Below are 26,125 nucleotides of genomic sequence, written 5' to 3'. Positions count from 1 at the left end.
CTGATAGTGCAAATATATCATTTGTATTATTTCAAACCAACATAAAAAGTCATTTATTTTAGTGTATTAATACTGTAACAATTCCGGTCTATTATGCCTTCTCACCATTACCAATAAATCTTCTATCAATCATTCCTTAAGTACTTAAAATTGAGTAATTAACTACTTCATAATTGGTTTTAAAAGGAATTAATTTCCATAGGAAAATTTGAGGTAGAGAGTATTCATACAATATTACCGAAATATAAACGTCGCAAAATATTTTTCGGAAAAGGGACGGCATAAAGCCAACGCTTCTTCCCTCGCTTATTTATATTCCGTTTCCTTTCCGCTCTAAAATTTTGTCTTCCGTTTGGGTTTTGCTCAAATATTGTTTAATCTAAAATCATTTAATTATGGAAACAAAAGTAAAATCAAACGGAACAGCAAAAAAAGTAAATGCAACCATTAAAAAGGAAGTTCAAAAGAAGTTGACCGAGGAAGCTATCGGAAAAACTGTTACACCAGAAAAGCCCGTGGTAGCCAAAAAACCAGAGATTAATTTGGATGACAGAATTCAAAAGTTTGAAAAATTGAGAGGTTTGGCCAATCAACGTGAACGGTTGACGGAAACATTGAACGAGCTTACAAAGTTTAATTACAATCAGGATGATTCAAGTTCCTTTCATATTAGGGACTCACGTAATCTGGAATTCAAGACGACCAATACGAATTTAATAAAGTTGGTCACTACCCATTTACAGTCCACTTTGGAACAACGTAAATCAGAGATTGAAGAACAGATTGTACAATTTGAACTTTAAAAAGCGAATGTCTTCAAATGTAAAAGCCTGCTTGCAAGAGTAGGCTTTCTTTTTTTAATCATCTGTCATCAGACAGGTCTAAAATCAAATATTATGTATTTAAATCGTTTACAACAAGATGAAATTTTCGTTTCAAATGAAATGAAATCGTTAAAAAGCATTACTGGTATGGAATCTCGAAGAGGGCTTGAAAATGCCATTATTTCCAATGGAAAGATTGTGAATGTGGTCTCGAACAGTTATGGCCATATTCCAAATGAACTGTTCTTCAAAAAAGCCGAACAGCTATTGCTGGATGCCAATCTGAAATATCATAAACGCACGATTAACAGAAATGACAGGTCTTTCATTACCGACTTTATAATCGAGGATGATAATCAGTTTTCGTTGAAGAATGAACAGGATAAGATATTACCGATGTTGCGTTTCAAAAATTCCTATGATGGAAGCGAAAAGACTTCTGGGCATTTTGGGTTTTATAGAGAAGTATGCACCAATGGCTTGCACGTTGCTCAATCAGAAATAGCATTTTCAATAAAGCACAGCAAGAACAATACGGATTTAATAATGCCAAAACTGAATTTGTTGTTTGAGAAGTTTCTGAATAACGAATACTACGAAATCACAAGAAAATTCAGGGAAATGGAAGAAATCGAACTTATCGACACCAAAGCATTCGTAAAGGAGATATTGGAAAAAACGAAACTGTTCCGATATGAATGTAGCGACAAAAACGATAATCCTTCAAAGAAATCTAGGGAATTATTGGATATGATTGCAGAAGAAGGGCACGATTACCATACAACGCCCACATTATGGGATGGATATAATGCCTTTAATTGGATGCTTCACAATACCTTGAAAAAGACTTTTTCGCAACAGGAAAAGTTGGATAAGGTCTTGTTTGATGAAATATACGCAATGGTTTAAGGAAAGATTGTAAAAGGTTTATCCAGTACCTAACTAAACTGGATTTTTAATTATACTTCTGCCATATTATTCCGTTTAGCACATTTCCCTACATTTCGTTGCTCTACATTTCGGAAAAAGAGCTTCACTCAAAAAAGGTCTTGGACACAACTTCAAAGATTCCGATTTCCATTCCACTTGCCCACTCATTCCCGAGAAAATTCGGGAAGTGGTCAAACTCTATTTCAATCTACATCTTTAAAGTTATGTCCGCTTTAAATCCTACTTCAAAAGAATAATACGTTTTATAAACCGTTCAGCACTTTACCGCTACATTTCGCGAAAAGCTTCATTTCGGGCAAAGAGCCTCTCTACAAAAAATCTTGGACCCAATCCCCGTTTTTGGCTTTCCATTCCGCTACCCCTACCCGCTGCGCTGGGTTGGAGCGCTACATTCCCGAGCCAAAACCGTGAATCAAGTCCGCTTCTCATCGGAAATTCAAAGCCTCGATTTTCTTAACAGAATTCTCGGCAAAGCCTACTTTGGTCTTTGCTCGATAATTCTTAAAAACCGAACCTTTGCCTTACAAATTTTAAGGGGTTTATAATGGATGAAGCCTTTATTGTTTTTCGGGACAACGAAAAACAGGTATGGCATAACCAATTCTAAAATAAACCCATTTGCTCTGTTCGCTTAACTGCCGGTACGCTCTCGCCACAAATGACTTTATAAGAATTGCTAATGCCATTATGGAACTTGTCAAGACTATACAAGTTTTAGTGAAAAATAGGGTTTCTACTTCCTTGAAAATCCAAGGATTTTACTACGTCGCAAACACACCTGATTTGTTCCCTAAAAGTCTTGACAAAACCCACTTCATCCATTGTGCGGAGCACGAAAGAAATCATACAAACACCCCTTAAAATTTAATTCAGTTTAAAATGAAAGGGAAATATTAATCTTTTAAAACCTTGTATTATGAGTACTATTAAAAATCACGTACAGTTAATTGGAAATGTTGGACAAGAGCCAACCATTACGAACCTTGAAAGTGGTAAGAAAGTAGCCCGATTGTCATTGGCTACTAACGAAAACTACAAAGACAGTAAAGGCGAAAAGCAAACGGACACCAATTGGCACACCGTTGTCGCTTGGGGCAAAACTGCCGACATTATCGAAAAGTATGCCGATAAGGGTAAAGAAATAGGTGTGGTCGGAAAACTAAAGACACGCACCTACACTACAAAAGACGGTAATCAACGCTATGTTATCGAAGTGGTAGCCGATGAAATCCTATTATTAGGTAGTAAGTAAAAAGTAAAGAGGGCACTAATACCAGTTTTCAATTAGTTTGTGCCCTCTTCTTTTCATCATTAATTCTAAAAAAGACATTACAATGAAAGCACAAGTTAACGAAATAAAAGAAGGATTGCAACATTTTCACGGTTCTGAAATGTTCTATCAAATCCCATTGATACGCACGCGATTTACAAACGGATTGAAATATTTAGCCAATATAGCGGACTGCTTTTGGCTCATCACAGATGTTTCTGTAATTGCCAAAAGTTTATTGAACCGAAGTCATTTTATCACAATAGATTTTAAAAGGCTATCGGAAGAAAAACAGGATTATACAGGCTATGAAGCTGAAATAATTTACAGCGATGGAAATGGTAATATATTAGAAACACATCGATACAACTTTACGGATTTTCCTTTGGATGAACTGCGTTTATATTTTGTGGATAATACGCTGATGCTAACAAGCGAATATTAAAATGAAAGGCTATGATTTATCTGAATTATAACAACCTCGATGACGAAACCCAACAGCATCTGCTTTCCGTTTCAAAAGAAGAAATAGAGAGCAGATTTGGGAATGACCTAAAAGCCTACGCCAATAAACATCATATAGATTATGACACTATATTGGACGAAGAAGCGATAAAAAACCTATATACATATACCTACGTTTTTAACATCTAAATTGAAAACAAGAATTTAGACCTTTGAACTTTCAGAGGTCTTTTTTTGTGTCTTATTTTTTCACAATATTAAGAGCCACTATTCTGAAACTCGACGTCTTAAATTTACTTTTTCATAAAAATCCTATTTTTTGGTATCAAAACAAACCAATTGGAAACAATCTGTATTTCAGAATTATATCTAAATAGAATATCTTTAAAAGACTGTTAAGCAGTATCAATTTAAGTATCGTTATCCCATTTTGATTTGACTTTCGCCGATAATGATACCCACCAAAAATTAAACATATCGGAATTTTCTATTCCGAAAAAAAGCAACTGACTTTTTAGTCAGGTTGTTTGAAAAATTTTGTCCCTGCGGGACGAATTTGGAGAAGCAAGAGGGTAACACGCCAAGGCGGTGTTAACGATTGGTTTTTAGTTGTAGTTATTTGATATTCAAATAATTACTGTTTATATAAGATAGAAGAATAATAAAGTTTTACAGTAAATCCTTTTGAACCCCCTATAAAACGGCAATTTTTTACAGTAAATGAGTTCAAATCATCAAAAGAAATACAGTTTTTCTGCCATTAGTATTAAACCTAATGTGGCAACTCGTTTTCGGAAATTTTCCAAAAGAATTTCACGTTCGCACACCGATGCGCTGGAAACAATGATGAACTTTTTTGATTTGAACGAGCTATCCCCAAATGAATCTTTGGGTGCGAATATGCAGACCTTGGAGAATAGCCTCAAAAAACGCATCAACGCTCTGGTTGCCATTATTAGAGATATTGAAAAAAACCAGACCAAGCCCACCAATGCAATGTTGGAATTGCTTTTCCAAGAAAATCCAAATGAGGCAGCCCCACAAGAAGAAATATTTGAATTTGAACAACAGGAACTGATTACGGAAAACGAGGAACTGAACCACTACCGAAATCGATACGAAGAAGTTCAACAACAATTCCATTCGGTAAAATATGATTTAGAAAAAATCATCAGTAAGACCACTTATGTAAAAGGCAGTTTTGGAGGAGGATATTTAAAAGTGGATTTGAGCAAAGATGAATTTGAAAACATTAAACAAAAAATATAAAATGTATATCACGGTAACCAAACAGACATTGGACGGTAATTTTACACAGAGCGTTTCCGATTTTGTCGCGTATCTCGAAAAAGAGAATGAAGGAAAATCCATTGATGAGATGGAACATTTTTTTAACCAATATGGCGAAGAAATATCAGGAAAGGAAGTCGTCAAAGAAATCGACGGAAATACCGCTAAACTCAAAAAGACCGAACCTAAATTTTATTCCATTACGGTCAATCCGAGTGCCTATGAATTGAAGCGGTTGCAAAATCATTCCGAAGAACTAAAACAGTACACCCGAGAACTGATGAAGGAGTATGCTAAATCTTTCAATCGTGAAATAAACGGACGAGCTGTTACCGTAGATGACATTAAATACTACGCCAAAATTGAGCATCAACGAACGTATAAGGGAACGGACAAACAAATTCAGGAAAATCAACCTTATGCCACCAAGATACTTCAAATTAAGAACGATATCCGAAAAATTGAAAGTGGCGAATTGGAAGGAAACATCAGAAAATTACATCAAACGATGTCCCGATTGGAAAAAGAAGCACCACATCAACAAGATGGAAAACGTATTGTTAGAGGAATGCCGAAAGGAGGCTCTCAAAGCCATATTCATATTATTGTGAGCAGAAAGGATATGTCCAATAAATACAGTTTATCCCCAGGAAGCAAATACAAAGCTTCGGAAACCGTTTTTAATGGCAAACCTGTAAAACGTGGTTTTGACAGGGACAAATTCTTTAAGGCTTCTGAAAAGACTTTTGATTCTTTATTTCAGTACAAAAGAAACTATGTTGAAACTTATAAGGCACGTAAAACATTCCTGAAAAATCCAAAGTTGTATTTCTCAATTCTTTCGGGAATGCCAACCAATGAAAAGGCAACTGCCTATAAAATACTTGCCAAATCTGGTGTACCCATAATGAATATTCCAACAAACAAAGTACAGTTGGCATTGAAGATAATCAACAAATTTAAAAAGGGAATCGACCGAGCCATACAGTCGGGTTCTATTGGGATATGAGTATGTCAATACCACATATCATCCTTTTTATTGTTGTTCCGGTATTGTTTGTCAGTACAGTTTTATATGTGTTTCTTCATCAGGAAGAACCCATAAACGGAGATAAGAAATATCAGGTACGCTTTAAACTTCAACGCGGAAAATTTAAAATCGAAAATATCAAGCGAGGTGCATCGATTATTGGCTCTGCGGGAAGCGGTAAAACGGAAAGTGTTATCTATAATTTTTTACAACATTTTAACAAACACCAGTTTTGTGGTATTATACACGATTATAAAGATTTTGAACTTACCGAAATTGCCTACCCATTATTTAAAGAAAAGGATGTAAAATTCTATACCATTGCTTTTGACCAAATCCATTATCGTGTAAACCCCATTGCCCCAAGATATTTACCCAATGAGGAAAGTGTGAATGAATTATCCAAGGTACTTATTGAAAACCTTTTGGAGTTCAACGAATCCAATACAAACAGTACCACAAAATTCTTCAGTGATGCTGTAGAAGGTTTGATGGGTGGGATGATTTGGAAACTAAAAACGTCCTATCCTCAATATTGCACCCTGCCCCATTTGATTGCTATTTTTCAATCTATGGCTACCAAACAGTTGGTTGCTTTTGTGAGCTCAAATATCACTTCCCGAAGTATGGCAAGTGCTTTTATCAACGGAATGGACTCTGACAAGCAAACGGCAGGTGTAAAAAGCACATTGGCCAATGCCTTTAAAAAGATAGGTTCACAACAGTTGTTTATGGCTTTGTCAAAAGATGAAGTGCCATTGAATATTAACAGCAAGGATAATCCTGCTGTTATCTGCATCGTGAACCATCCCAAATATGAATCGGCTTACTCGCCTATCATCGCTGCAATTATGCACACAGTCATCAAGCAAATGAGCGTGAGAGGTCAACAGTCGTCATTTTTAATGATGGAAGAAGCCCCAACCATAAAACTACTTAATATGCACCGCATTCCCGCAACTTTAAGAAGCTATGATATTGCCACAATTTACGTGATGCAGGATAAAATACAGAATGATATGCTATATGGAGACAAAGCGAGTAAGGCTATTTTGAGCAATCTTTCCTATCAGTTTTTCGGAAAGGTCAATGACCCTGATACCGCAAAATACTATGAGCGTTTCTTTGAAATTGTCCGTATGGAAACCACAAGTATAAATCGTGGGCACAATCTAAATTTTGATACGAGAATTACCACAGGCGAAAAAGAAGTTTCTAAACGTAGGGCAGATGTGTTTTTCCGTCTAAAACAAGGCGAGTTTATAACTTTTGCTGATGGCGAGGATAAAAGAGTTCAATTTAAACTACAAGCGATTCAAAGAGAAATACCAAATCCTCATCAACATTTCACAACTGATGAATTAAAGCTCAATTTTGAACGAATTTATAGAGAAGTTAAATCGGTTTTTAAACTAAAATGATTTTTGATTTAACATTTTTTGACATCAACCATTTAGGTTTTATGTATCTTTCCACCTCAAATTAAACAGCCATATCGCAAAATATCATTCTTTTTTAATAGCTGTTATAGTAATTTATCTACAATTTAATTTACTATTGATATGCATTATTGTGGTGATACTTTGGTTGATGCTGCAATTTTTGAAAAGATAGGTATTCTTAGGGTATATAATTTATCAGAGTTATCACGTCAATTCAATCAGGAAACTGGTGATACAATGAATAAATATAAGGAAAAAAGGGAGTAAGAACACCCTTAGACAAAATAAGATAAAAAAATCTTGAAAAAGAATAAATAGTAAAAATGTCGTATAAATACCTTTACCATTTACCAAAATTTAATGATTATAACAAAGATTTAATAAAACGAAAAATAATGTAAAATTGGAGGAAATAAAAGCAGTTCATATTATTTCAGTGTGTTACAGGCCTGAAAAAATCAATTGCTTCTCTCGTTTGGGAAACTTAAATAATCTATACCATATAAAACTTCTATAATATGTTTAAAATTTCAATTAACTTTTTGCTATTGCTGCTATATAGCATCACTGTTACAGCACAAGAACAGAATCAGACAAGTACACAAAATGAAAGTGAATCATTTGAAAAAAGGTGGCACATCTCTGGCGTTATAAGTCACACTTACATTGGCAGCAATGGGAAGGGCAACCAACTTTTTGTTCCTTCTTGGGGGCTGAACATAGGTTATAGGTTAAATCATAAATTGGGTATTGGACTACATAGCGATATTAGGGCTGACAATTTTGTGATTGTGCGCCGCAATAATAATGAAGAAATCGAGCGGAAATATCCGCTTGTATTTACTTTAGATGCACTCTACTATATATCCAACAGTTTAGTTTTAACTGTGGGACCAGGGATTGAGGTGGAGCAAAATGAATCATTTGGTTTGGCACGTATAGGCTTAGAATACGAATACGAGATTGGTACCGACTTTTATTTGATGCCTACACTTTTTTACGACCAGCGATTTGATGGTTATAGTACTACTACTATTGGGCTTGGATTAGGCTTCAAATTATAGCCATTGTAATTGATTAAAAGCAATTAAAAAAAACTTTGGGTTTAAAATTAATTATCTGCTAAATTGTATAAAACAAAAAAATACAGCAATTAATTGCTTGCCAATGCATTCAAAAAGATAAGCTTCCAACAAATATTTACCCCTTTATCGAAAGATGAAGTTCGCTTAATCATAAACAACTAAGATAATCCTGCTGTTACATCCATCGTAAACCTTCCCAAATACGAATCTACATATTGCCCTATCATTGCTGCAATTATGCATATAGAGGTGTTAAATCGATTTTTAAACTAAGATGATTTTTGTTTTAACATTTTTTAACATAAATTACTGGATTTTATGTATTTTAGCATTTCTAATGAAACAGTCATATCGCAAAATATCATCTTTTCTAACAGCTATTGTAGTACTTCTTTCTACAATGTCATTTACTATTGATATGCATTATTGCGGTGATACTTTGGTTGATGCTGCAATTTTTGAAAAGGTAGGTACTTGTGGAATGGAAATGGAGGGTCCTTCAATTGAGGGTTGCTCAATTGCGAAAAAGGATTGTTGTAATGATGTACAAATAAGTATTGACGGTCAAGATGAATTGCAATTATCAGCTTACACGCTCACTTTAAATCAACAATTATTTATTGCATCATTTGTTTACAGTTATATAAATCTTTTTGAAGGTTTAAGGGAAACAAAATCCTTATATAGAGATTACGCTCCACCACTGGTCGTCAGACAAATCTACAAGATTGACGAGACTTATTTAATTTGATTTTTTTTTACTGTTAATCTTATATTATCCAATGGATATTTTCTGTTAGGATAATTAAAGTATTTAGACATTCACTGATACAATTATTAAATCGTTTTTAAACAGTGAATAGCTTATATCAAAATCTCAATTTGAGATAAAAATTTGATACCAAATAATTCGGCAGCTGCCAATGCCAAACATATATTATAGAGATTTAGAAAATAATATTTTCCAGATAAGAAGATTATTGTAGATAGGAGTTTGAAGAAAAAAAAGAAAAAAAACAGTTACATATGATAACACAAGAGTTTAAAATAAAAGGGAGGATTTGTAGCCGTTGTTTAAAAGTTTTAAATAATGAGTTTAGTGCAACAGGAGCCAAAGTAGTAGATATTCAATTAGGTAAAGTTGTAATCAATTATAGCCCTAAAAAAATAAATCGTTCAATTATCGAGCAAATAATTGTAGGAAATGAATTTGAAATTATTGTAAGTGAAGAAGAAATTCTTGGAGAGCAAACAAAGAGATGGATAATAAATTATATATATAATTCAGATTTAAGTACTAATTTATCAAGTTTCTTGAGTTCTAATATTCCTAAAACGTATAGTGTGATTAGTGATAATTTTTCAAATGTATTTAAACAAACTATTGAGCGTTATGCTCTTTTATTAAAAATAGAAAGAACAAAAGAACTAATTGAAATGGGCAAATTAAACTTTACTCAAATAGCATATCTCCTAGGGTATAGTAATCTATCTGGTTTATCACGTCAATTTAAGAATGAAACTGGTTGTACCATGAAAATGTATAAGGAAAAAATGGGAGTAAGAACACCCCTAGACAAAATAAGATAAAAAATTCTTGATAAAGAGTAAATATTAAAAATGTCGTATGAATACCTTTATCCCTTTTACCAAAATTTTATGATTTTAAAAAAAACCAAAATAGTTAAAGTATTATCAAGCCATATATTATTAGGACTGCTTGTTTTTTATTTCATCCTACACCCTTTAACAATGGCTATCTATGGTTTTGAATGCGCACAAGAAAAATATACTTTAAATGAATTATTAAGTACAATGGGAGGTATTTTGTCAAAGACATTTTCTTTTGAAATGCTTCCTATGTCATATATATTTATTGTTGTTGGAATAATTTTCGGCTTAATATCAGGTCTATACTGGTTTAATATCCTCCATGAAAAGGTCATTATCCAGAGGCAACACCGCATTTTAAATGCTGATGCTTTAATTCTCATTAAAAACGGTGAGAATAATTATGTTGAATTTAAAGCATCAATAAGGTATGATTTTCTAAAAAAAACAACGAACAAGGATTTAGAGATGGTAATTGCAAAGACCATAGTTGGTTTTATGAATGCTCAAGGAGGTAAGCTAATTATTGGTGTGGCCGATAATTTGGATATTATTGGTTTACAAAAAGATATGAATACTTTAAAGCATAAAAATCCAGATGGTTACGAGCGTAAGATCTATGAGATAATAGCCACTTATATTGGTGCTGAATTTAGCAGTTTGTGCCATATTGATTTTCCTAAGATTAATGATGAATTTATATGTGTTATACACATAAACAGCTCTAAAGAACCTGTTTACATGTCCGTTTCAAATAAAACCACCTTTTATTTAAGAACCGGCAATTCAACCAACCCACTCACAGTAAAGGAAACCGTTGAATATTTAAAAATTAGAAAATATGAATAAGTTACTATCTATCACCATATTGCTAAGTTTATTTTTAATCGCATGCAATAATTCCAGTAAAAACAAAAAAGGTAAAAACACTGATGAAGAATTGTCAAAACAAAAAACTACCGAACAGTGGAGCTATTCAGGTGAATCAGGACCCGAATTCTGGACTCAACTAGAAAAGGAATCAGATTGTGGTGGTCAATATCAATCACCAATAAACATAAATACAATTAATTCAGAACTAATTACCAATGATATTAAGGCTTCTGATTTTCATTACGAAAATGCAACGGATATTCAGTCTGTTAAAAATAATGGACATACAATTAAATACAATTTCACTTCTAATGAGAACATTATGATCTATGACGGTGGAAAATATTTGTTAAAACAATTTCATTTTCATTCACCTTCTGAGCATACAATCAATGGAGTTCGCTACCCATTAGAGCTACATATGGTTCATTATGATAAGGATAGTGGTGAATATCTGGTATTTGCAATAATGGCACAACAAGGTGATCCCAGCGAAACTTTTGAGTTTTTAGGACAGTTCCTTCCTTTAAAACAAGGAGAAACAAAGACCGTAAACAAATCTCAACAATTAAGTTATGCACTAAATGAAAGTATTGTTGGTGCGCTTTACAACTATAGAGGTTCATTAACAACACCCCCTTGCACAGAAAAGGTTAATTGGTTTGTATTAGAAAAACCCATTAGTGTTTCTGAAGAGCAAATAAAAATGTTAAGTATTTCTATGCCAATAAACAATTACCGTGATATACAACCCTTGAATGGTCGAAAAATAAATAAAATAATGCCTTTGGCGACAAACTCAGCAACTAATTAAACTTTAAAACTATTTACTATGAGAACACTATTATTAACACTATTTCTATGTGCAGGACTTATTGGACAAGCACAAATCGATGAAATGTCTGTAGAAGGAAATGTTGAAAATCTTCCTGTACATGAATATACATTGACCATCGATCAAAAGATTGTAAACAAAGCAGGAAAAGATGTTATGGGTATGACAATTAACGGTCAAATACCTGGTCCTACCCTAGAGTTTATTGAAGGTGAATATGCCATAATCCATGTCAAAAACAATATGGATGTGGAAACCTCAATTCACTGGCACGGATTATTATTGCCAAACTTCTATGATGGAGTACCTTATATCTCAACTCCGCCTATTGAGCCAGGGGAAACATTTACCTATGAGTTCTCTATTAAACAAAATGGAACTTATTGGTATCATTCCCATACTGGTTTACAAGAACAAAGTGGGGTTTATGGGTCTATAGTTATACAACCCAAAGAAAAAACATTAGACTATGATAAAGAATTGGTTGTAATGTTATCTGATTGGACTAACGAAAAACCTAAAACCGTTCTGCGTTATTTAAAAAGAGGCTCTGAATGGTATAATTTAAGAAAAGGAACTTCTACGCCTCTAAATAAAGTGATTGCCAGAGGAGCATTGGGTGCCCAATTAAAATTTTGGAAACAACGTATGAATAGTGCTGATATAGCTGATATTTATTATCCAGCATTTTTAATTAACGGTGAGCAAACCTCCGAACACCCAGAGTTTAAACCTGGAGAGAAAGTACGTTTACGTGTTATTGATGGTGGGGCTTCTACTTCTTTTTGGATAACTTTTGGTGGTGAAGACCCTATTTTGATAGCGGCAGATGGAAAAGATGTAGTGCCAGTTAAGCATAACAAGACCTTCATAGGTATTGCTGAAACTTATGATTATATAGTAACAATACCACAAGATGGAAAAATAGAATTCAAAATCACGTCCCAAGATGGTTCAGGAACAGCATCGACCTTTCTTGGAAGTGGAAAAATCTATCCAGCCCCAGAAGTTCCAAAACCAGATAAAATTGCCTTAATGCAAAAGATAGCGAAAATGAAAATGAGGATGGGAGCACCAGCATTAAAATATAGGCCAAACATTGATGATCCTTATAAAATGGCAGCAAATTGGGGAATGAAGGACGGCAAAGCTATGAAGGAAATGAGCAAGATGCCAATGGATAGCAAAGTAAATAAACCTAATGACGACATGGATAACATGAATATGAAGAAAGGTGAAATGGACATGAAAAAAGAACCAAAAATGAGTTCCATGAAAGGGATGAATCCTTTTTCAGAATATAATTATGACTATTTAAAATCCCCCAATAAAACCGCATATAATAAGGATGTGCCTGTTAAAGAAATTTTGCTCAATCTTACTGGGAATATGCAACGTTATATCTGGAGTATGAACGGAATACCACTATCAGAGGCAGATAAAATTAAGATTGAAGGCGATCAAGTAACTCGTATTACATTTAATAACCTTACTATGATGCATCATCCTATGCACTTACATGGTCACTTTTTTAGGGTTATTAATGAGAATGGGGAGTATTCCCCCCTAAAACATACGGTAAATGTACCGCCAATGTCTAAGATTACCATAGAGTTTTATGGTAATGAATATGGCGATTGGTTTTTTCATTGTCATATATTATATCATCTTGAGGCAGGAATGGCTCGTGTTGTAAGTTATGGAACACCAAGAGATCCCCGTATGAAGGAATTTCCAGCATCTACTGCAGTTGCTGATACTGATCAATTTTTTACTTGGGGAATTGTTGATGCTGCTTCAAATTTAGGGCGTATCAACTTAGTTAGTTCGGATATTCGAAATCAATTTAACTTGGGTGCGGAGTTTGGTTGGAACAAAAATATGGAAGCAGAATTTACGTATCAAAGATACCTTTATGACTATCTAAGTGTTTTTGGTGGTGTTAATATAGAGAATGCAACACGTGATAGCTATGATAGTTTTACCACAACTGCTGTAGCAGGAATCCGTTTTTTAACTCCATATCTATTTTCTCTAGATGCTAGAATAGATAGTCAATTACGTCCTAGAATTGGTATTGGGAGGAATATTATGTTATTTAAAAAGTTTTCGGCTTTCGGGTACTATGAATATACTTTTGATTTTGGGTGGGTAAATACTTTGCCCAATGGTAATAATTTTCAAGGTGAGTCCTTATGGAGTGCTGGTGCAGAATATTTTTTATCTAGAGATTTTTCTTTAATGGCAAGTTACGATAGTCGTTTTGGAGGAGGTGCTGGTTTGACTGTTCGATTCTAATAAATTGTATGTACTTAGCAATTATACAGAATTGGCAGTGTTACTGCTAATCGTAGCTTTTTTGGTAAATATTTTAGAGAATACTGCCAGTACACATATTTAAAATATAACCTGAGAAATCAACGCAATGAAAAAACCTTTAAAAGAGAATCCCATAAAAGAAGATAATAAACTATCCCTAATCGGTTCCATATCTCTAGGGACCGGTGTTATGATTGGTGCTGGAATATTTGTACTTATGGGTCAAATAGCGGAGTTGGTTGGAGATTTATTCCCAATTGCCTTTATTGCTGGTGCCATTGTAGTAGGGTTCAGTTCATATTCTTATGTAAAGTTCTCTAACGCTTTTCCATCCTCTGGAGGTGTTGTTAAGTTCTTCAATAGAGCGTATGGCCCAGGGACGACAACAGGTGTCTTTTCCCTATTGATGTATGTTTCAATGGTGGTTTCAGAAAGTTTAGTGGCGGGTACTTTTGGAGCTTACACGCTTCGCCTATTTCCCGAAAGTTTTGCTGGTTATGCATCCATTCTTGGCATTCTACTTTTGGTAACTGTCTATATATTAAATATTTTAGGCAATAAAGTTATTGGAGCAACCGCCACTTTTACAGCAATTATTAAGGTTGCTGGTATTGCGTTGCTAGCTATTGCTGGTCTAATAATTTCTGGGATTGCAGATATTACTGGAAATTATATTCCTAATAATTACGAAGCGTTGCCACGAGGGTTCAGCTTTGTAGCCGCATTGGCTTTATCAATACTTGCCTATAAAGGATTTACAACAATAACCAATCAAGGTGGGGACATAAAAGACCCTCATAAAAACATCGGTCGATCTATTGTGTATTCTGTTCTAATCTGTACTGTTATTTACGTAGCATTGGCACTTTCTGTTGCAGGAGGATTAAGCATCCCTGAAATAATTAAGGCAAAAGATTATGCCTTGGCAGCAGCTGCAAAACCTGTCTTTGGAGATTGGGGTTTATGGATTACCATAGGCATCGCAATTGTAGCGACCTTTTCAGGCGTTTTAGCGAGTATGTTTTCAGCATCACGTTTATTGGGAATGTTAAGCAATATGAAACAAGTGCCTTCCTTAAAAGGATTAGGAAACTTTAAGAATCCTGCCCTCATATTTACAGCCTCTCTTGCCATAATACTGACTGCCTTATTTGATTTAACCAGAATTGCTTCTATAGGGGCTATTTTTTACCTAATAATGGATATAGCCATTCATTGGGGGCTTTTCCGCCACTTAAAAAAGGACGTGAAATTTCAACCTATCATCCCGTTAATAGCCATTATAATGGATGTAGCCGTACTCGTTGCCTTTCTATATTTAAAATATCTCAACGACCCAGTGGTGCTTATAGTTGCAGCAATCGGAATTATTTTAATATTTGCTGCGGAACGTCTTTTTATGAAGTCGCATACAGATGATGAAGGTAATATGGAAATGGGAATGGAAACAAAGAACCAAAGACAAAATTAACTCTATTAATAAACCATTTGGCGAATGAAAATTTTAAAAAAAATTGCTCTTGTACTATTAATTGTACTTGTTGGTATCCAATTTGTGCCCACAATGCGCAATCAAAGTGACACAATTCCTGAATCTGATTTTATGACTGTTAATAACGTACCAAAAACTATAAATAATAAGTTGCAGGTTAGCTGCTATAATTGTCATAGTAATAATACTGCATATCCTTGGTACAATAAAGTGCAACCTGTAGCTTGGTTTTTAGAAAGCCATGTTGTAGAAGGAAAATCACAACTTAATTTTAATGAATGGGGCACATATTCTAATAGAAAGAAAAACAGCAAATTGAAGTCCATTATTAGTGAAATCGAAAGTGACGGCATGCCACTCTTCTCTTATACTTTAATCCATAGAGATGCCTCTTTTTCAAAAACCGAGAAGAAGGTGGTAATTAATTGGATGTCAAAATTAAAGGACAGCTTAAAATAGACCTAACGAAACAAGGTTTCTCCTTATGTATAATTGAATATTCAGATGCATCCCATTTCTATTAGTTCTTCTACTCATGACACAGTAAATTTAAGGTTAAAAATTAAACTTAACTTACTGTCCTAATATCGGGGGAATTATACTATTTGATTGTGATTGGCTCGCTGTAGGACTGGGTTATGTTTTTACTCATAAAATAAGGTTGGAACTTACCTATATGTGTGAAACTATGGAGAGCAAAAACAAAGGTCAGTTGTGGTTGCTCCTCTTTTATAAATTTTAAAAGCTAACAGTATAACAAGTTTAGAAAATCATGATTATAAATAAAAGAATACCACTTTACTATCCCTTTAAAATGATTATTGTTGATATTTTGATAATTTCAGCATTTGCAACCGTCATACATTTAATTTCTTCCAATTTTATAGACTTTAAACTACCCATTTCTTTTAGTGCTTTTTTTGGCACATCAATTTCTTTGATTCTCTCATTTAAATTGAGCCAGTCATATGATAGGTGGTGGGAAGCTAGAAAAAATATGGGGTGCCATTGTGAATGATTCCAGGTCTCTAGTTATGCAGCTTAAAACGTTTATTCAAGCAGATAATGAGGCTGGAAAAATCATTCTGAACAAAATGGCATATCGTCAAATTTCATGGTGTTATGCACTTGGTCAAAATCTACGCAGACAAGAGGTAATGAAATACTCGAAAGAGTTTATATCAGAAGAAGAGTATATTCTTGTGAACGATAAAAGCAATATACCAGTGATGTTGTTAGACTTGCATTACGATGATCTAAAAAAATTGCGTAAAAAAGAAATGATTAGTGAGTTTCACGAGATTCAGATAGAAAGTACAATGCAAAGGCTTTGTACTTCTATGGGGCGATCGGAGCGTATAAAAAATACGTTTTTCCCAAAAACGTATAGGTTAACTTTAAGATTATTCATTTATCTGTTTTTGATTTTACTTTCCTTGTCCATGTCTAATTCATTGTCTGAATTTCATGACTTTATACATATACCATTATTAATTGCGATTGCAATTCCTTTTTTTCTTTTAGAAAAAATAGCGTATCAAATACAAGATCCTTTTGAAAACCAACCAACCGACACAGCTGTAACATCCATAGCTAGAACTATTGAAATAAATTTAAAGGAACTTATAGAAGATGAAACAATACCAGAACCATTTAAACCAGAAAAATTCTATATAATGTAAGGCAAAATAATCTCACACAAGAAAGAAGACGGTATGTTGTTAGTCAACAATCTATGTGGGTTTGTAAGATTATAACTCCACTATTTTAATTTTAATGTATTGTTATCTGAAGATAAGTTTCAGGTCTTATTATAAAGAACTGACGAAGCACAATAGTGCCCCATCAAATCTATTTTTTTATTAAATTTTAAGCAATTCTTAAGAAAGGTATAATACTTCTTTAATAATAAATTGTAACTTTTGCGCAATGAGAATTTTAATAGTAGAAGACGAACCAGGTATCTTTAACTTCCTCAAACAAGGCCTTGAGGAAGAATCCTATGCTGTGGATATAGCCGAAGAAGGCAAAAAAGGTCTTGAACTGGCACTTACTGGAGAATACGACCTTTTATTACTGGATTGGATGGTACCAGGTATTAGCGGTATCGAAATCTGTCGCCAATTCAGAAAGGAGTTCCAAGAAACACCCGTTATTTTTTTAACAGCCAAAGACACTCTTGATGAAACCATTTTTGGTCTTCAATCTGGCGCTAATGACTACATAAAAAAGCCGTTTCATTTTGAAGAACTATTAGAACGCATCAAGGTGCAACTACGCCCCAAAACAGGGGAACATTCCATTTTTAAAATTGGTACTATTACTTTAAATACTTCAACCTATCAAGTGTTTAAAGGTGATGAAGAAATAAGCTTAACGCAAAAAGAATTTGCATTATTGGAACATTTGATACGCAATAAGGGAATGGTGTGCAGAAGGTCTCGGATTATAGAAAGTGTCTGGGATATCCATTTCGATTATAATACAGGTGTTATTGATGTATTTATCAATGCACTTCGTAAGAAACTGAAGTTAGGAAAAGATGAGAATTACATTCAGACGGTTAGAGGTGTGGGTTATATTGCAAAGGAAATATGAGTTTAAGTTTTAAGAACAGAATAGCATTACATTATATGATTGCCACGGCAATCATTATGGCTGTGGCATTTACAGCTGTCTATTTTGTGGTCAAAGGTGTGGTGTATCAAAATATAGACCACGACCTTTCTTTTGAAGCGGAAAAGCATACCGGAGAAATGAAAGTCGTTGGAGATAGCATCAAAATAAAAAACAAAAAAGAGTGGGAAGAAAAAGAACATAGAGAAGTTCAGGTAAATCCTGTTTTTATCCAAGTATTGGATAAGAATGGGACCTTTATGGATAAATCGCCAAACCTTAAAGAAAACGAGCTCGAATTTCATCCACAATCTAACTATGGTGGACATTACAATGAAATTTTAAATAACAAACCCATTAGACAAGTTCAATTACCCATAGAGGAAAATGGAAAAATAAAAGGTTTTATAGTAGCTGCAATGTCTTTAGAAGCGTCACAAATGGTACTGCTTAATCTAAGAAATATTTTGCTGTTAGTGTATTTACTTCTTTTAGCGAGTCTCTATTTTATATCAAAATATATTGCAGGAAGAAGTATCATACCTGTTAAAAACGTAACCAAAACAACCAAAAGAATTACACGGAACAACTTAAACGAGCGCGTTGCATTGCCCCAAAATAAAGATGAACTTTTTGATTTGTCTTCCGGAATTAATGATTTGTTACAACGTATCGAAAATGCAATGGAAAGAGAGCGTCAGTTTACGTCAGACGCTTCGCACGAATTACGTACACCTTTGGCAACTTTAAAAGGCACATTAGAGGTGTTGGTTCGCAAGCCAAGGGAACGAGGTGAATATGAAGAGAAAATCAAATTCAGTCTTACAGAAATAGACCGAATGACTGCGACATTAGAGCAATTGTTATTGTTGGCAAGACTGGATACAAGTTCAAAAGCTGCTGATGAAACTTCGGTGCCTCTGGCAACCGTCATTGATGAAATCCTTTCAAGACACAAAAAGCAACTATCAGAAAAGAAGCTTTCAATAAATTTTAAAAATGAAATTGAAAATGAAACTTTAGTACCTCAATATTTTAGCAATTTAATATTGGAAAATATTATTAGTAATGCCGTAAAATATGCCAAAGATGCTACTAATATCTATATTTTAATAACCCTATTAGATGCTAACATAATCTGCAAAGTTCGAGATGAAGGCATCGGTATCAAAAAAGAAGATTTGGATAATGTGTTCAATAATTTCTTCAGGTCTGATGCGCTCAATCATAAAAATATTGCAGGTAATGGTTTGGGGCTTTCTATAGCAAAAAAGGCTGCAGATGCTATTAATGCTAAGATTGAAGTAGCAAGCGACTTTGGGCAAGGGACAACTTTCACTATTATCTTTTAAGCCAATTTTAAGAATAAGCAAAGAAAATTATTAGATGGCTACAATAGCTTTGTATAACAATTGATTAAAATAGTTTTGATTGATAGTTTTGGTTGGTTAGTAAAAGCCTTGAGATTTCTCAAGGCTTTGGTTTTTATATCTCTTAAAACAATTAAGCCAATCTTAAGAAAATTTTCAGGTAATCTTTAAACTACATCGCTACATTTATAACTGTATTAGAAACAATTGAACATTACTATTGAAAAAGGAAAAATAGATTCCCCCATTAACCTTTGAATTTTTGGTTGGTGTTTATTGGTTAATAGCTGCAAAGGTCTTGAGAACTCTCAAGGCCTTTGTTTTTTTGAGAATAAAAATTCTTAAGCCAATCTTAAGAAACCATTTAGAATCCATTTAGGTAGTACTGCTACATTTGACCATTATTCTTAATAAACCACCAAAAAATGTTAGAACGCATTATCCAGTACAGTATTCATCACAAACTTATTGTACTATTATTTACTGCCGGAATCGTGGGATTTGGCTTTTATTCCCTATCAAATATCCCTATTGGAGCAGTTCCCGATGTAACCAACAACCAAGTACAGGTTATTACAACTTCCAGAAATTTAGCTACCGAAGATGTTGAGAAATTCTTGACCTATCCCGTAGAACTGGAAATGGCAAATTTGCCTGGAGTGAAGGAAATCCGTTCGGTTTCAAAATTCGGGCTATCGGTTGTTACCGTGGTGTTTGATGATGAAATGGGCACCTATTTACCACGACAACTTATAGCAGAGAAAATAAAAAGTGCTGAAGAAAAAATTCCGGCAGGCTTTGGTAAGCCGTTTATGGGGCCAGTCTCTACAGGTCTTGGAGAAATTTATCAATATGTAATCGACGTTGATGCCAAATATAAAGACCAATATTCACTATCAGATGTGCGTACCATTCAAGATTGGGTTGTAAAACGTCAGCTTTCCGGAATCCCAGGAGTTGTTGAAGTAAATACTTGGGGCGGCTACTTAAAAACCTATGAAGTTGCTGTAAACCCTGAGCGACTTCGTGCTATGGATGTTTCAATTTTTGATGTGTTTACCGCTCTCGAAAAAAACAACAGTGTTGCTGGAGGTGGTTATATCGAAAAGATTAATGAAAGTTATTTTATAAGAGGAGAAGGTTTAGTAACCTCAGTAAAAGACATAGAAGATATTGTTGTAACGAGTAAAGGCCAAGTGCCTGTATATGTTAGAGATGTTGCCAATGTAGGATTTGGTCACGCCAATCGTTTTGGAGCAATTACAGGAAATGGAGAAGGCGAAAAAGTACTCGGGCAAGTAATGATGCTTAAAGATGCCAATTCAAATGCGGTTATTGAAGCTGTCAAAGAGCGTGTAGCAGAAATTCAAGCGTCGTTACCGACTGGAATTTCAATCAACCCATTTTTAGAACGTAGCGAGCTTATAGCCAAAACAACATCTACCATTGCCGAAAACCTCATTTTAGGATGTCTCATCGTAATCTTTGTAGTGGTATTACTTTTAGGAAATTTACGTTCTGGTTTGGTTGTAGCTTCGGTTATTCCGTTGTGTTTATTGTTTGCACTTTCGCTAATGTACATTTTTGGAGTGGATGCTAACTTAATGAGTTTGGGAGCTATCGACTTTGGTATTATCATCGACGGAGCGGTCATCATCGTAGAATTTATCGCCTTTAAAATCACTAGCCAGCGTGCCAAATTATTAGCACTTCCTAAAGGAGAAAGGCAAGGACTGATTGATGATATCACCTACCAAGGTGCTTCAAAAATGATGAATTCTGCGGTGTTTGGGCAATTAATCATCATCATCGTTTTCATACCGATTCTGTCTTTGGTAAATGTAGAAGGAAAAATGTTTCGCCCAATGGCATTGGTATTCTGCTTCGCACTTATTGGGGCTATGGTACTTTGCTTTACTTACATTCCTGTAATGGCTTCAATGTTCATAAAACCATCAAACACAGAAAAGAAAACCATATCGTCAAGATTGATTTCCTTTTTAGGAAATAAATACCAACCAATTATTACCAGGGCTTTGCGCAAAAAGAAATTAGTATTAGCAATGGCTGTGGGCTTGCTAATCTTCACAGGTTTTCTATTTACCAGAATGGGTGGTGAATTTGTGCCAACCTTAGATGAAGGTGATTTTGTGATTCAACCAGTTTTAAAAACAGGAATGTCTTTAAGTAAGACAATTGAAGCTACTACCAAAATAGAAAAAATACTAAAGCAATTCCCTGAAGTTGAACAGGTGGTAAGTAGAATTGGTGCTGCCGAAGTGCCAACAGACCCAATGTCTATGGAAGAAAGTGATGTGATTATAAAATTGAAACCTAAAGGCGAATGGACATCTGCCGAGTCTAAAGACGAATTGGCAGATAAATTTAAAGAAGCCTTATCCAACGAAATTGCAGGTGTGGATTTTGAATTTACCCAGCCTATTGAAATGCGATTTAATGAATTGATTACAGGAGTAAGAGCAGATTTGGCCATAAAGGTTTTTGGTGAAGATTTAGATGTACTCTACAGAAAAGCACTAGAGATAGAAAAGGCGATTCAAAATGTGGAAGGAGCTGCAGATATTTCTGTAGAAAAAACGGCAGGTCTGCCACAAATGTCTGTAAAGTACAACCGTCAGAAAATCGCTAAATATGGATTGAATATCGAGGATCTAAATAAGGTTGTTACAATGGGATTTGCAGGAATGCCGGCGGGAAATGTGTTTGAGGGGGAAAAGCAGTTCGATTTAGTGCTTCGCTTTGACGATACCCATAGAAAAGACATCCAAAATATAGAAACAGCTTCGGTGTCATTACCTAATGGCACAAAATTGCCATTGAGTGAATTTGCCACCATATCCTATACCAAAGGGCCTGCAAAAATCTCTAGGGATAATACCAAACGACGCATCGTGGTAGGTGTAAATGTGAGGAACAGGGATTTAGAATCGGTGGTAAGAGATGTGCAAGCCATCATTGAAAGAGAGGTTAAGATACCAACAGGATATTCTATAAGCTACGGCGGACAATTCGAAAATTTAAGAACAGCAACGGCACGATTAAAAGTAGCTGTACCAATTGCGTTAATACTGATTTTTATCTTGCTATACTTCGCTTTCGATTCTGTAAAGGAAGCCTTGATGATTTACAGTGCCATCCCATTATCCGCCATTGGTGGCGTCATGTTACTTTACATTCGGGATTTACCGTTCAGTATTTCGGCAGGTGTTGGTTTTATAGCCCTTTTCGGTATTGCAGTACTAAACGGTATTGTACTGATTGAAGAATTTAAGGAGTTAAAAGCACACGGTGTTAACAATATCAATAAGCGAATATTAATGGGAACTAAGAATAGATTACGCCCAGTATTACTGACAGCAGCAGCAGCAGCTTTAGGGTTTTTACCTATGGCAATTTCAACATCTGCTGGTGCCGAAGTGCAACGACCACTAGCCACTGTGGTGGTAGGTGGCTTAATAACTGCCACTGCTCTAACGCTGGTAGTACTGCCTATCTTATATGCCATATTTGATAGAAAAGGGCATCATCCTAAAAAGAAAACCAAAGTGAACTTAAAAGCGTTGAGTATAGTGCTTTTGTTCTTTTTGCCATTTTTTGGTCAAGCACAGCAGCAACCTATGAGTGCTGAACAAGTGGTGCAATTGGCTATGGAAAATAACAATTCCCTTCAGGCATCAGCTAAAAAAGTCAATCAGTCAGAACAATTGGTAGGCAGTGCTTTTAATTTGGATAAAACACAGGTGTACTATAGCTATGACCAAAACAATATTGCGGAGAATGGCTTGCCTTTAAGAGTTTTTGGTGTGAGTCAATCACTTCAATTTCCAACAATTTATGGTGCGCAACGCAAAGTTGAAAAACAAAAAGTGGCTTTGACCACACAGCAATTTAAACTTAATGAAAGAGCCTTGACCAAAGAAGTTTATAAAGCCTATTATGAAGTGGTTTACAGCAATAGTCTGGTGAAACAATATACCTATCTCGATAGTTTGTATGGTCAATTTGCCAAAGCCGCCACAAAAAGATATGAGGTTGGCGAAACCAATCTATTGGAAAAGCTAACGGCAGAAACCAAACAAAAAGAAATAGCCATTGCACTTGCACAAGCACGAGAGAATGTTTCAAAAGCGTACACAATGCTCAATCAATGGGTACAAAGTGATTCCTTAATTACGGTTGCTGAAGATGAATTACCAAGACTTACATTAAAAGCACTGAATATCACAGAGCATCCCGGGATGTTGTATTATGATTCAGCAGAAAAATTAGCAGCATCCTCACTTTCTTTAGAACGGCAAAAACTGTTGCCAGATATAAATTTATCTGTATTTCAAGGAACAAACAATGGTGTAAACGCGAGAAATTATAACGGATTTCAGGTGGGTTTAGCTGTACCACTATGGTTTGGTGCAAACAAGTCCAAAATCAATGCAGCAAAAACGGAAACAATGATTGTAGCCAACGAATTTGAGAATTATAAAATACAACTACAATCAAAATATGATGGTTTACATTCTGATTTAAAAAAATACCAAGAAACTGTCGATTATTATGAAAATACAGGACGAGCGCTTTCTAAAGAATTAACAACAACCGCTTCAAAAGCATTTCAAAGTGGCGAGATAGATTTCTTGCAATATGTACAGCTTTTGGAGAGTGCAAAAAATATCGAAATCAACTATTTACAAAATCTAATGCAGTATAACAATACCGTTTTAGAGTTAAACTATTTAACCAATTAATAATGAAAAATATAAGTAACAAATTATCGAGTTCTATATACGGCAAGGGGCTTTTATTGTTCGCAATAATGGTTTTAGCCTCTTGTAATTCAAAAGAAAAATCTACAGTTGCCGATGAAGATTCATCTGTAGAAATCGAAAATCCAGATGTAATTACGCTAACAAAAACCCAGTTTACATCGGGTAATATGGAAGTTGGAAAAATAACAACGCAACCATTTAATACCATAGTAAAAGCCAATGGTATGTTTGCCGTTCCGCCAGAAAATCAAGCCGATGTAAGTGCTTATTTTGCTGGATATGTAAAGGATATCAGCTTGCTTCTTGGAGATGCAGTAAAAAAAGGTCAGACCTTATTTACCATTGAAAATCCTGAATATGTACAAGCGCAACAAGATTTTTTAGAAGCCAAAGGACGCTTGAATTATTTAAAGTCGGACTATGAACGTCAAAAAGAGTTGATGGCAGATAATGTGACATCCAAAAAGAACTTCCTAAAAGCAGAATCGGAATATACTGTAACCTTGGCGCAATACCAATCGCTGAAAAAGAAATTGAGCTTAATGAATATTAATCCAAATACCTTGTCTGGTGAAAATATTCGTTCGGTCATCAGCGTACCTTCGCCTTTATCGGGTTATGCAACGACCATCTATGCTACTAAAGGAATGTATTTAAATCCTTCTGATGTAGCCATTACGGTTACCAATACAGATAATTTACATATTGAGTTGAAGATTTTTGAAAAAGACCTTCCAATGGTGAAAGAAGGACAACCCATCAATGTGCGATTGCAAAACGATATGAGTAATGTGTACAAAGGAAAAGTGCATTTAGTAAATAAGGCAATTAATAATCAAGACAGAACGGTAAATGTTCACGGCGATTTGGTTAATGAAAGTGACACAAAGTTATTTGCCCCAGGAATGTATATCGAAGGAGAAATTTTGACCACAACAACGGAATATCCGGCATTACCAGTTGAAGCTGTTGCTAATATTGATAATGATTATTTTGTTTTAGTTAAAGAAAACGACACGACCTTTAAAAAGGTATTGGTTAAAATTGGAGCTACCAATAATGGTTTCATACAAATAGTAAATGCCGATGATTTTGACGCGAATACAGAATTCTTAACTAAAGGTGTCTATAACTTAATAACCGAGTAAGATGAAACAAAAAACAGAAGAAAAAGACAATTATTTAGACAACCATTACATTCACAGAAGTAATTGGTTAAGAGCAGCGGTACTTGGAGCTAATGATGGCATTTTATCTACAGCAAGTCTTGCAATAGGTGTTGCTGCTGCAAGTGCCACACGAGAACCTATTATTTTGGCAACCTTGGCAGGACTGGTTGCCGGTGCTTTATCCATGGCAGCAGGAGAATATGTTTCGGTAAGTTCACAAACAGATGTCGAAAAAGCTGACATTGAGCGTGAACAGCAGGAACTGAATGATATGCCAGACATCGAATTACAGCGATTAGCTGAAATTTTTGAAAAAAGAGGGTTGAAAAAAACAACTTCATTAATTGTCGCTAAAGAATTAACAGAGCACGATGCCTTAGGCGCACATATCAGAGACGAATTAGGTATAAATGAAATTAGTCAAGCTAAACCTATCCAAGCTGCTCTTGCTTCAGGAGCATCATTTACTATTGGAGGATTACTTCCATTTTTAGTAACACTCTTTCTTCCATTAAACAGTATGGAATATTCTATTTACGGTTTTGCTTTGTTTTTCCTTATTATTTTAGGAGCATTAGCAGCTAAAACTGGAGGTTCAAGTATAGCAAAAGCAATTGTTCGCATCACATTTTGGGGAACTGTCGCAATGGGTCTAACCGCATTAGTTGGATACTTGTTTAATGTGAATGTTTCTTAAAC

At 34.8% G+C, this 26,125-nt stretch carries 23 protein-coding genes; all 23 read left to right on the top strand.

Features of this window, described 5'->3' with window-relative positions; genetic code table 11:
- The first annotated feature begins 395 nt into the window (after positions 1–395).
- The 23 genes from GRFL_RS13420 to GRFL_RS13315 all read left to right on the top strand — a co-directional run bounded on the left by GRFL_RS13420 (position 396) and on the right by GRFL_RS13315 (position 26,123).
- Entirely contained in the window at positions 396–803 is a 408-nt protein-coding gene (locus GRFL_RS13420; RefSeq protein WP_083645112.1) for a hypothetical protein, read from the top strand.
- A 93-nt stretch (positions 804–896) separates the two neighbouring features.
- The gene (locus GRFL_RS13415) at positions 897–1,733 is read left to right on the top strand and encodes a DUF932 domain-containing protein (protein WP_083645111.1); all 837 of its coding nucleotides are present in this window, start codon (positions 897–899) and stop codon (positions 1,731–1,733) included.
- A 958-nt stretch (positions 1,734–2,691) separates the two neighbouring features.
- Complete coding sequence (locus GRFL_RS13410) at positions 2,692–3,027, top strand: single-stranded DNA-binding protein (RefSeq protein ID WP_083645110.1); 336 nt, start codon at positions 2,692–2,694, stop codon at positions 3,025–3,027.
- Positions 3,028–3,109: 82 nt separating this feature from the next.
- On the top strand, positions 3,110–3,490 hold the full coding sequence (locus GRFL_RS13405; RefSeq protein WP_083645109.1) for a DUF6876 family protein: 381 nt from the start codon (positions 3,110–3,112) through the stop codon (positions 3,488–3,490).
- 11 nt (positions 3,491–3,501) lie between these two features.
- A complete protein-coding gene (locus GRFL_RS13400; RefSeq protein WP_083645108.1) occupies positions 3,502–3,699 on the top strand; it encodes a hypothetical protein in 198 nt (65 codons plus the stop codon).
- Between the two features lie 531 nt (positions 3,700–4,230).
- Positions 4,231–4,779, top strand: a complete 549-nt coding sequence (locus GRFL_RS13395) for a BfmA/BtgA family mobilization protein (protein ID WP_083645107.1) — start codon at positions 4,231–4,233, stop codon at positions 4,777–4,779.
- 1 nt (position 4,780) lies between these two features.
- Complete coding sequence (mobB, locus tag GRFL_RS13390) at positions 4,781–5,809, top strand: MobB family relaxase (RefSeq protein WP_083646137.1); 1,029 nt, start codon at positions 4,781–4,783, stop codon at positions 5,807–5,809.
- Entirely contained in the window at positions 5,806–7,251 is a 1,446-nt protein-coding gene (locus tag GRFL_RS13385) for a type IV secretory system conjugative DNA transfer family protein (RefSeq protein WP_083645106.1), read from the top strand. Before mobB ends, GRFL_RS13385 begins: the two co-directional genes overlap by 4 nt.
- A 539-nt stretch (positions 7,252–7,790) precedes the next feature.
- A complete protein-coding gene (locus GRFL_RS13380) occupies positions 7,791–8,336 on the top strand; it encodes a hypothetical protein (protein ID WP_083645105.1) in 546 nt (181 codons plus the stop codon).
- Positions 8,337–8,694: 358 nt separating this feature from the next.
- Positions 8,695–9,108: an HYC_CC_PP family protein gene (locus GRFL_RS13375; protein ID WP_083645104.1), complete on the top strand. Its 414-nt coding sequence runs from the start codon at positions 8,695–8,697 to the stop codon at positions 9,106–9,108.
- A 275-nt stretch (positions 9,109–9,383) separates the two neighbouring features.
- Entirely contained in the window at positions 9,384–9,947 is a 564-nt protein-coding gene (locus GRFL_RS13370) for a helix-turn-helix domain-containing protein (protein ID WP_083645103.1), read from the top strand.
- Between the two features lie 69 nt (positions 9,948–10,016).
- Positions 10,017–10,817 (top strand): AlbA family DNA-binding domain-containing protein, encoded by an 801-nt coding sequence (locus tag GRFL_RS13365; protein ID WP_158091643.1) that lies wholly within the window; start codon positions 10,017–10,019, stop codon positions 10,815–10,817.
- The gene (locus GRFL_RS13360; protein ID WP_083645101.1) at positions 10,810–11,655 is read left to right on the top strand and encodes a carbonic anhydrase; all 846 of its coding nucleotides are present in this window, start codon (positions 10,810–10,812) and stop codon (positions 11,653–11,655) included. The genes GRFL_RS13365 and GRFL_RS13360 overlap by 8 nt, the downstream gene beginning before the upstream one ends.
- 18 nt (positions 11,656–11,673) lie before the next feature.
- Positions 11,674–13,974 (top strand): multicopper oxidase domain-containing protein, encoded by a 2,301-nt coding sequence (locus GRFL_RS13355; RefSeq protein ID WP_083645100.1) that lies wholly within the window; start codon positions 11,674–11,676, stop codon positions 13,972–13,974.
- A gap of 127 nt (positions 13,975–14,101) precedes the next feature.
- Complete coding sequence (locus tag GRFL_RS13350; protein WP_083645099.1) at positions 14,102–15,466, top strand: APC family permease; 1,365 nt, start codon at positions 14,102–14,104, stop codon at positions 15,464–15,466.
- A gap of 24 nt (positions 15,467–15,490) precedes the next feature.
- Complete coding sequence (locus tag GRFL_RS13345) at positions 15,491–15,946, top strand: heme-binding domain-containing protein (RefSeq protein ID WP_083645098.1); 456 nt, start codon at positions 15,491–15,493, stop codon at positions 15,944–15,946.
- Positions 15,947–16,259: 313 nt separating this feature from the next.
- Positions 16,260–16,505 (top strand): bestrophin family protein, encoded by a 246-nt coding sequence (locus GRFL_RS18390; protein WP_423738278.1) that lies wholly within the window; start codon positions 16,260–16,262, stop codon positions 16,503–16,505.
- The gene (locus tag GRFL_RS13340) at positions 16,456–17,169 is read left to right on the top strand and encodes a bestrophin family protein (protein ID WP_236995799.1); all 714 of its coding nucleotides are present in this window, start codon (positions 16,456–16,458) and stop codon (positions 17,167–17,169) included. The genes GRFL_RS18390 and GRFL_RS13340 overlap by 50 nt, the downstream gene beginning before the upstream one ends.
- 247 nt (positions 17,170–17,416) lie before the next feature.
- Complete coding sequence (locus GRFL_RS13335) at positions 17,417–18,085, top strand: response regulator transcription factor (RefSeq protein ID WP_083645097.1); 669 nt, start codon at positions 17,417–17,419, stop codon at positions 18,083–18,085.
- Positions 18,082–19,455, top strand: a complete 1,374-nt coding sequence (locus GRFL_RS13330) for a sensor histidine kinase (protein WP_083645096.1) — start codon at positions 18,082–18,084, stop codon at positions 19,453–19,455. The genes GRFL_RS13335 and GRFL_RS13330 overlap by 4 nt, the downstream gene beginning before the upstream one ends.
- 443 nt (positions 19,456–19,898) lie before the next feature.
- A complete protein-coding gene (locus GRFL_RS13325; protein WP_083645095.1) occupies positions 19,899–24,236 on the top strand; it encodes a CusA/CzcA family heavy metal efflux RND transporter in 4,338 nt (1,445 codons plus the stop codon).
- Positions 24,237–24,238: 2 nt separating this feature from the next.
- Positions 24,239–25,405 carry an efflux RND transporter periplasmic adaptor subunit gene (locus GRFL_RS13320; protein WP_083645094.1) on the top strand — a complete coding sequence of 389 codons (1,167 nt, stop codon included), beginning with the start codon at positions 24,239–24,241 and terminating at the stop codon, positions 25,403–25,405.
- A gap of 1 nt (position 25,406) precedes the next feature.
- A complete protein-coding gene (locus GRFL_RS13315; RefSeq protein WP_083645093.1) occupies positions 25,407–26,123 on the top strand; it encodes a VIT1/CCC1 transporter family protein in 717 nt (238 codons plus the stop codon).
- Positions 26,124–26,125: the final 2 nt, after the last annotated feature.

This window comes from Christiangramia flava JLT2011 (assembly GCF_001951155.1).
Classification (GTDB): Bacteria; Bacteroidota; Bacteroidia; order Flavobacteriales; family Flavobacteriaceae; genus Christiangramia; species Christiangramia flava.
This window is presented reverse-complemented; position numbering and strand designations above follow the sequence as displayed.

Excerpts from the sequence above, each read along its gene's own strand:
- GRFL_RS13420 (WP_083645112.1), top strand. The coding sequence starts at position 396 with ATGGAAACAAAAGTAAAATCAAACGGAACAGCAAAAAAAGTAAATGCA.
- GRFL_RS13415 (WP_083645111.1), top strand. The coding sequence starts at position 897 with ATGTATTTAAATCGTTTACAACAAGATGAAATTTTCGTTTCAAATGAA.
- GRFL_RS13410 (WP_083645110.1), top strand. The coding sequence starts at position 2,692 with ATGAGTACTATTAAAAATCACGTACAGTTAATTGGAAATGTTGGACAA.
- GRFL_RS13405 (WP_083645109.1), top strand. The coding sequence starts at position 3,110 with ATGAAAGCACAAGTTAACGAAATAAAAGAAGGATTGCAACATTTTCAC.
- GRFL_RS13400 (WP_083645108.1), top strand. The coding sequence starts at position 3,502 with ATGATTTATCTGAATTATAACAACCTCGATGACGAAACCCAACAGCAT.
- GRFL_RS13395 (WP_083645107.1), top strand. The coding sequence starts at position 4,231 with ATGAGTTCAAATCATCAAAAGAAATACAGTTTTTCTGCCATTAGTATT.
- mobB (WP_083646137.1), top strand. The coding sequence starts at position 4,781 with ATGTATATCACGGTAACCAAACAGACATTGGACGGTAATTTTACACAG.
- GRFL_RS13385 (WP_083645106.1), top strand. The coding sequence starts at position 5,806 with ATGAGTATGTCAATACCACATATCATCCTTTTTATTGTTGTTCCGGTA.
- GRFL_RS13380 (WP_083645105.1), top strand. The coding sequence starts at position 7,791 with ATGTTTAAAATTTCAATTAACTTTTTGCTATTGCTGCTATATAGCATC.
- GRFL_RS13375 (WP_083645104.1), top strand. The coding sequence starts at position 8,695 with ATGAAACAGTCATATCGCAAAATATCATCTTTTCTAACAGCTATTGTA.
- GRFL_RS13370 (WP_083645103.1), top strand. The coding sequence starts at position 9,384 with ATGATAACACAAGAGTTTAAAATAAAAGGGAGGATTTGTAGCCGTTGT.
- GRFL_RS13365 (WP_158091643.1), top strand. The coding sequence starts at position 10,017 with ATGATTTTAAAAAAAACCAAAATAGTTAAAGTATTATCAAGCCATATA.
- GRFL_RS13360 (WP_083645101.1), top strand. The coding sequence starts at position 10,810 with ATGAATAAGTTACTATCTATCACCATATTGCTAAGTTTATTTTTAATC.
- GRFL_RS13355 (WP_083645100.1), top strand. The coding sequence starts at position 11,674 with ATGAGAACACTATTATTAACACTATTTCTATGTGCAGGACTTATTGGA.
- GRFL_RS13350 (WP_083645099.1), top strand. The coding sequence starts at position 14,102 with ATGAAAAAACCTTTAAAAGAGAATCCCATAAAAGAAGATAATAAACTA.
- GRFL_RS13345 (WP_083645098.1), top strand. The coding sequence starts at position 15,491 with ATGAAAATTTTAAAAAAAATTGCTCTTGTACTATTAATTGTACTTGTT.
- GRFL_RS18390 (WP_423738278.1), top strand. The coding sequence starts at position 16,260 with ATGATTATAAATAAAAGAATACCACTTTACTATCCCTTTAAAATGATT.
- GRFL_RS13340 (WP_236995799.1), top strand. The coding sequence starts at position 16,456 with ATGATAGGTGGTGGGAAGCTAGAAAAAATATGGGGTGCCATTGTGAAT.
- GRFL_RS13335 (WP_083645097.1), top strand. The coding sequence starts at position 17,417 with ATGAGAATTTTAATAGTAGAAGACGAACCAGGTATCTTTAACTTCCTC.
- GRFL_RS13330 (WP_083645096.1), top strand. The coding sequence starts at position 18,082 with ATGAGTTTAAGTTTTAAGAACAGAATAGCATTACATTATATGATTGCC.
- GRFL_RS13325 (WP_083645095.1), top strand. The coding sequence starts at position 19,899 with ATGTTAGAACGCATTATCCAGTACAGTATTCATCACAAACTTATTGTA.
- GRFL_RS13320 (WP_083645094.1), top strand. The coding sequence starts at position 24,239 with ATGAAAAATATAAGTAACAAATTATCGAGTTCTATATACGGCAAGGGG.
- GRFL_RS13315 (WP_083645093.1), top strand. The coding sequence starts at position 25,407 with ATGAAACAAAAAACAGAAGAAAAAGACAATTATTTAGACAACCATTAC.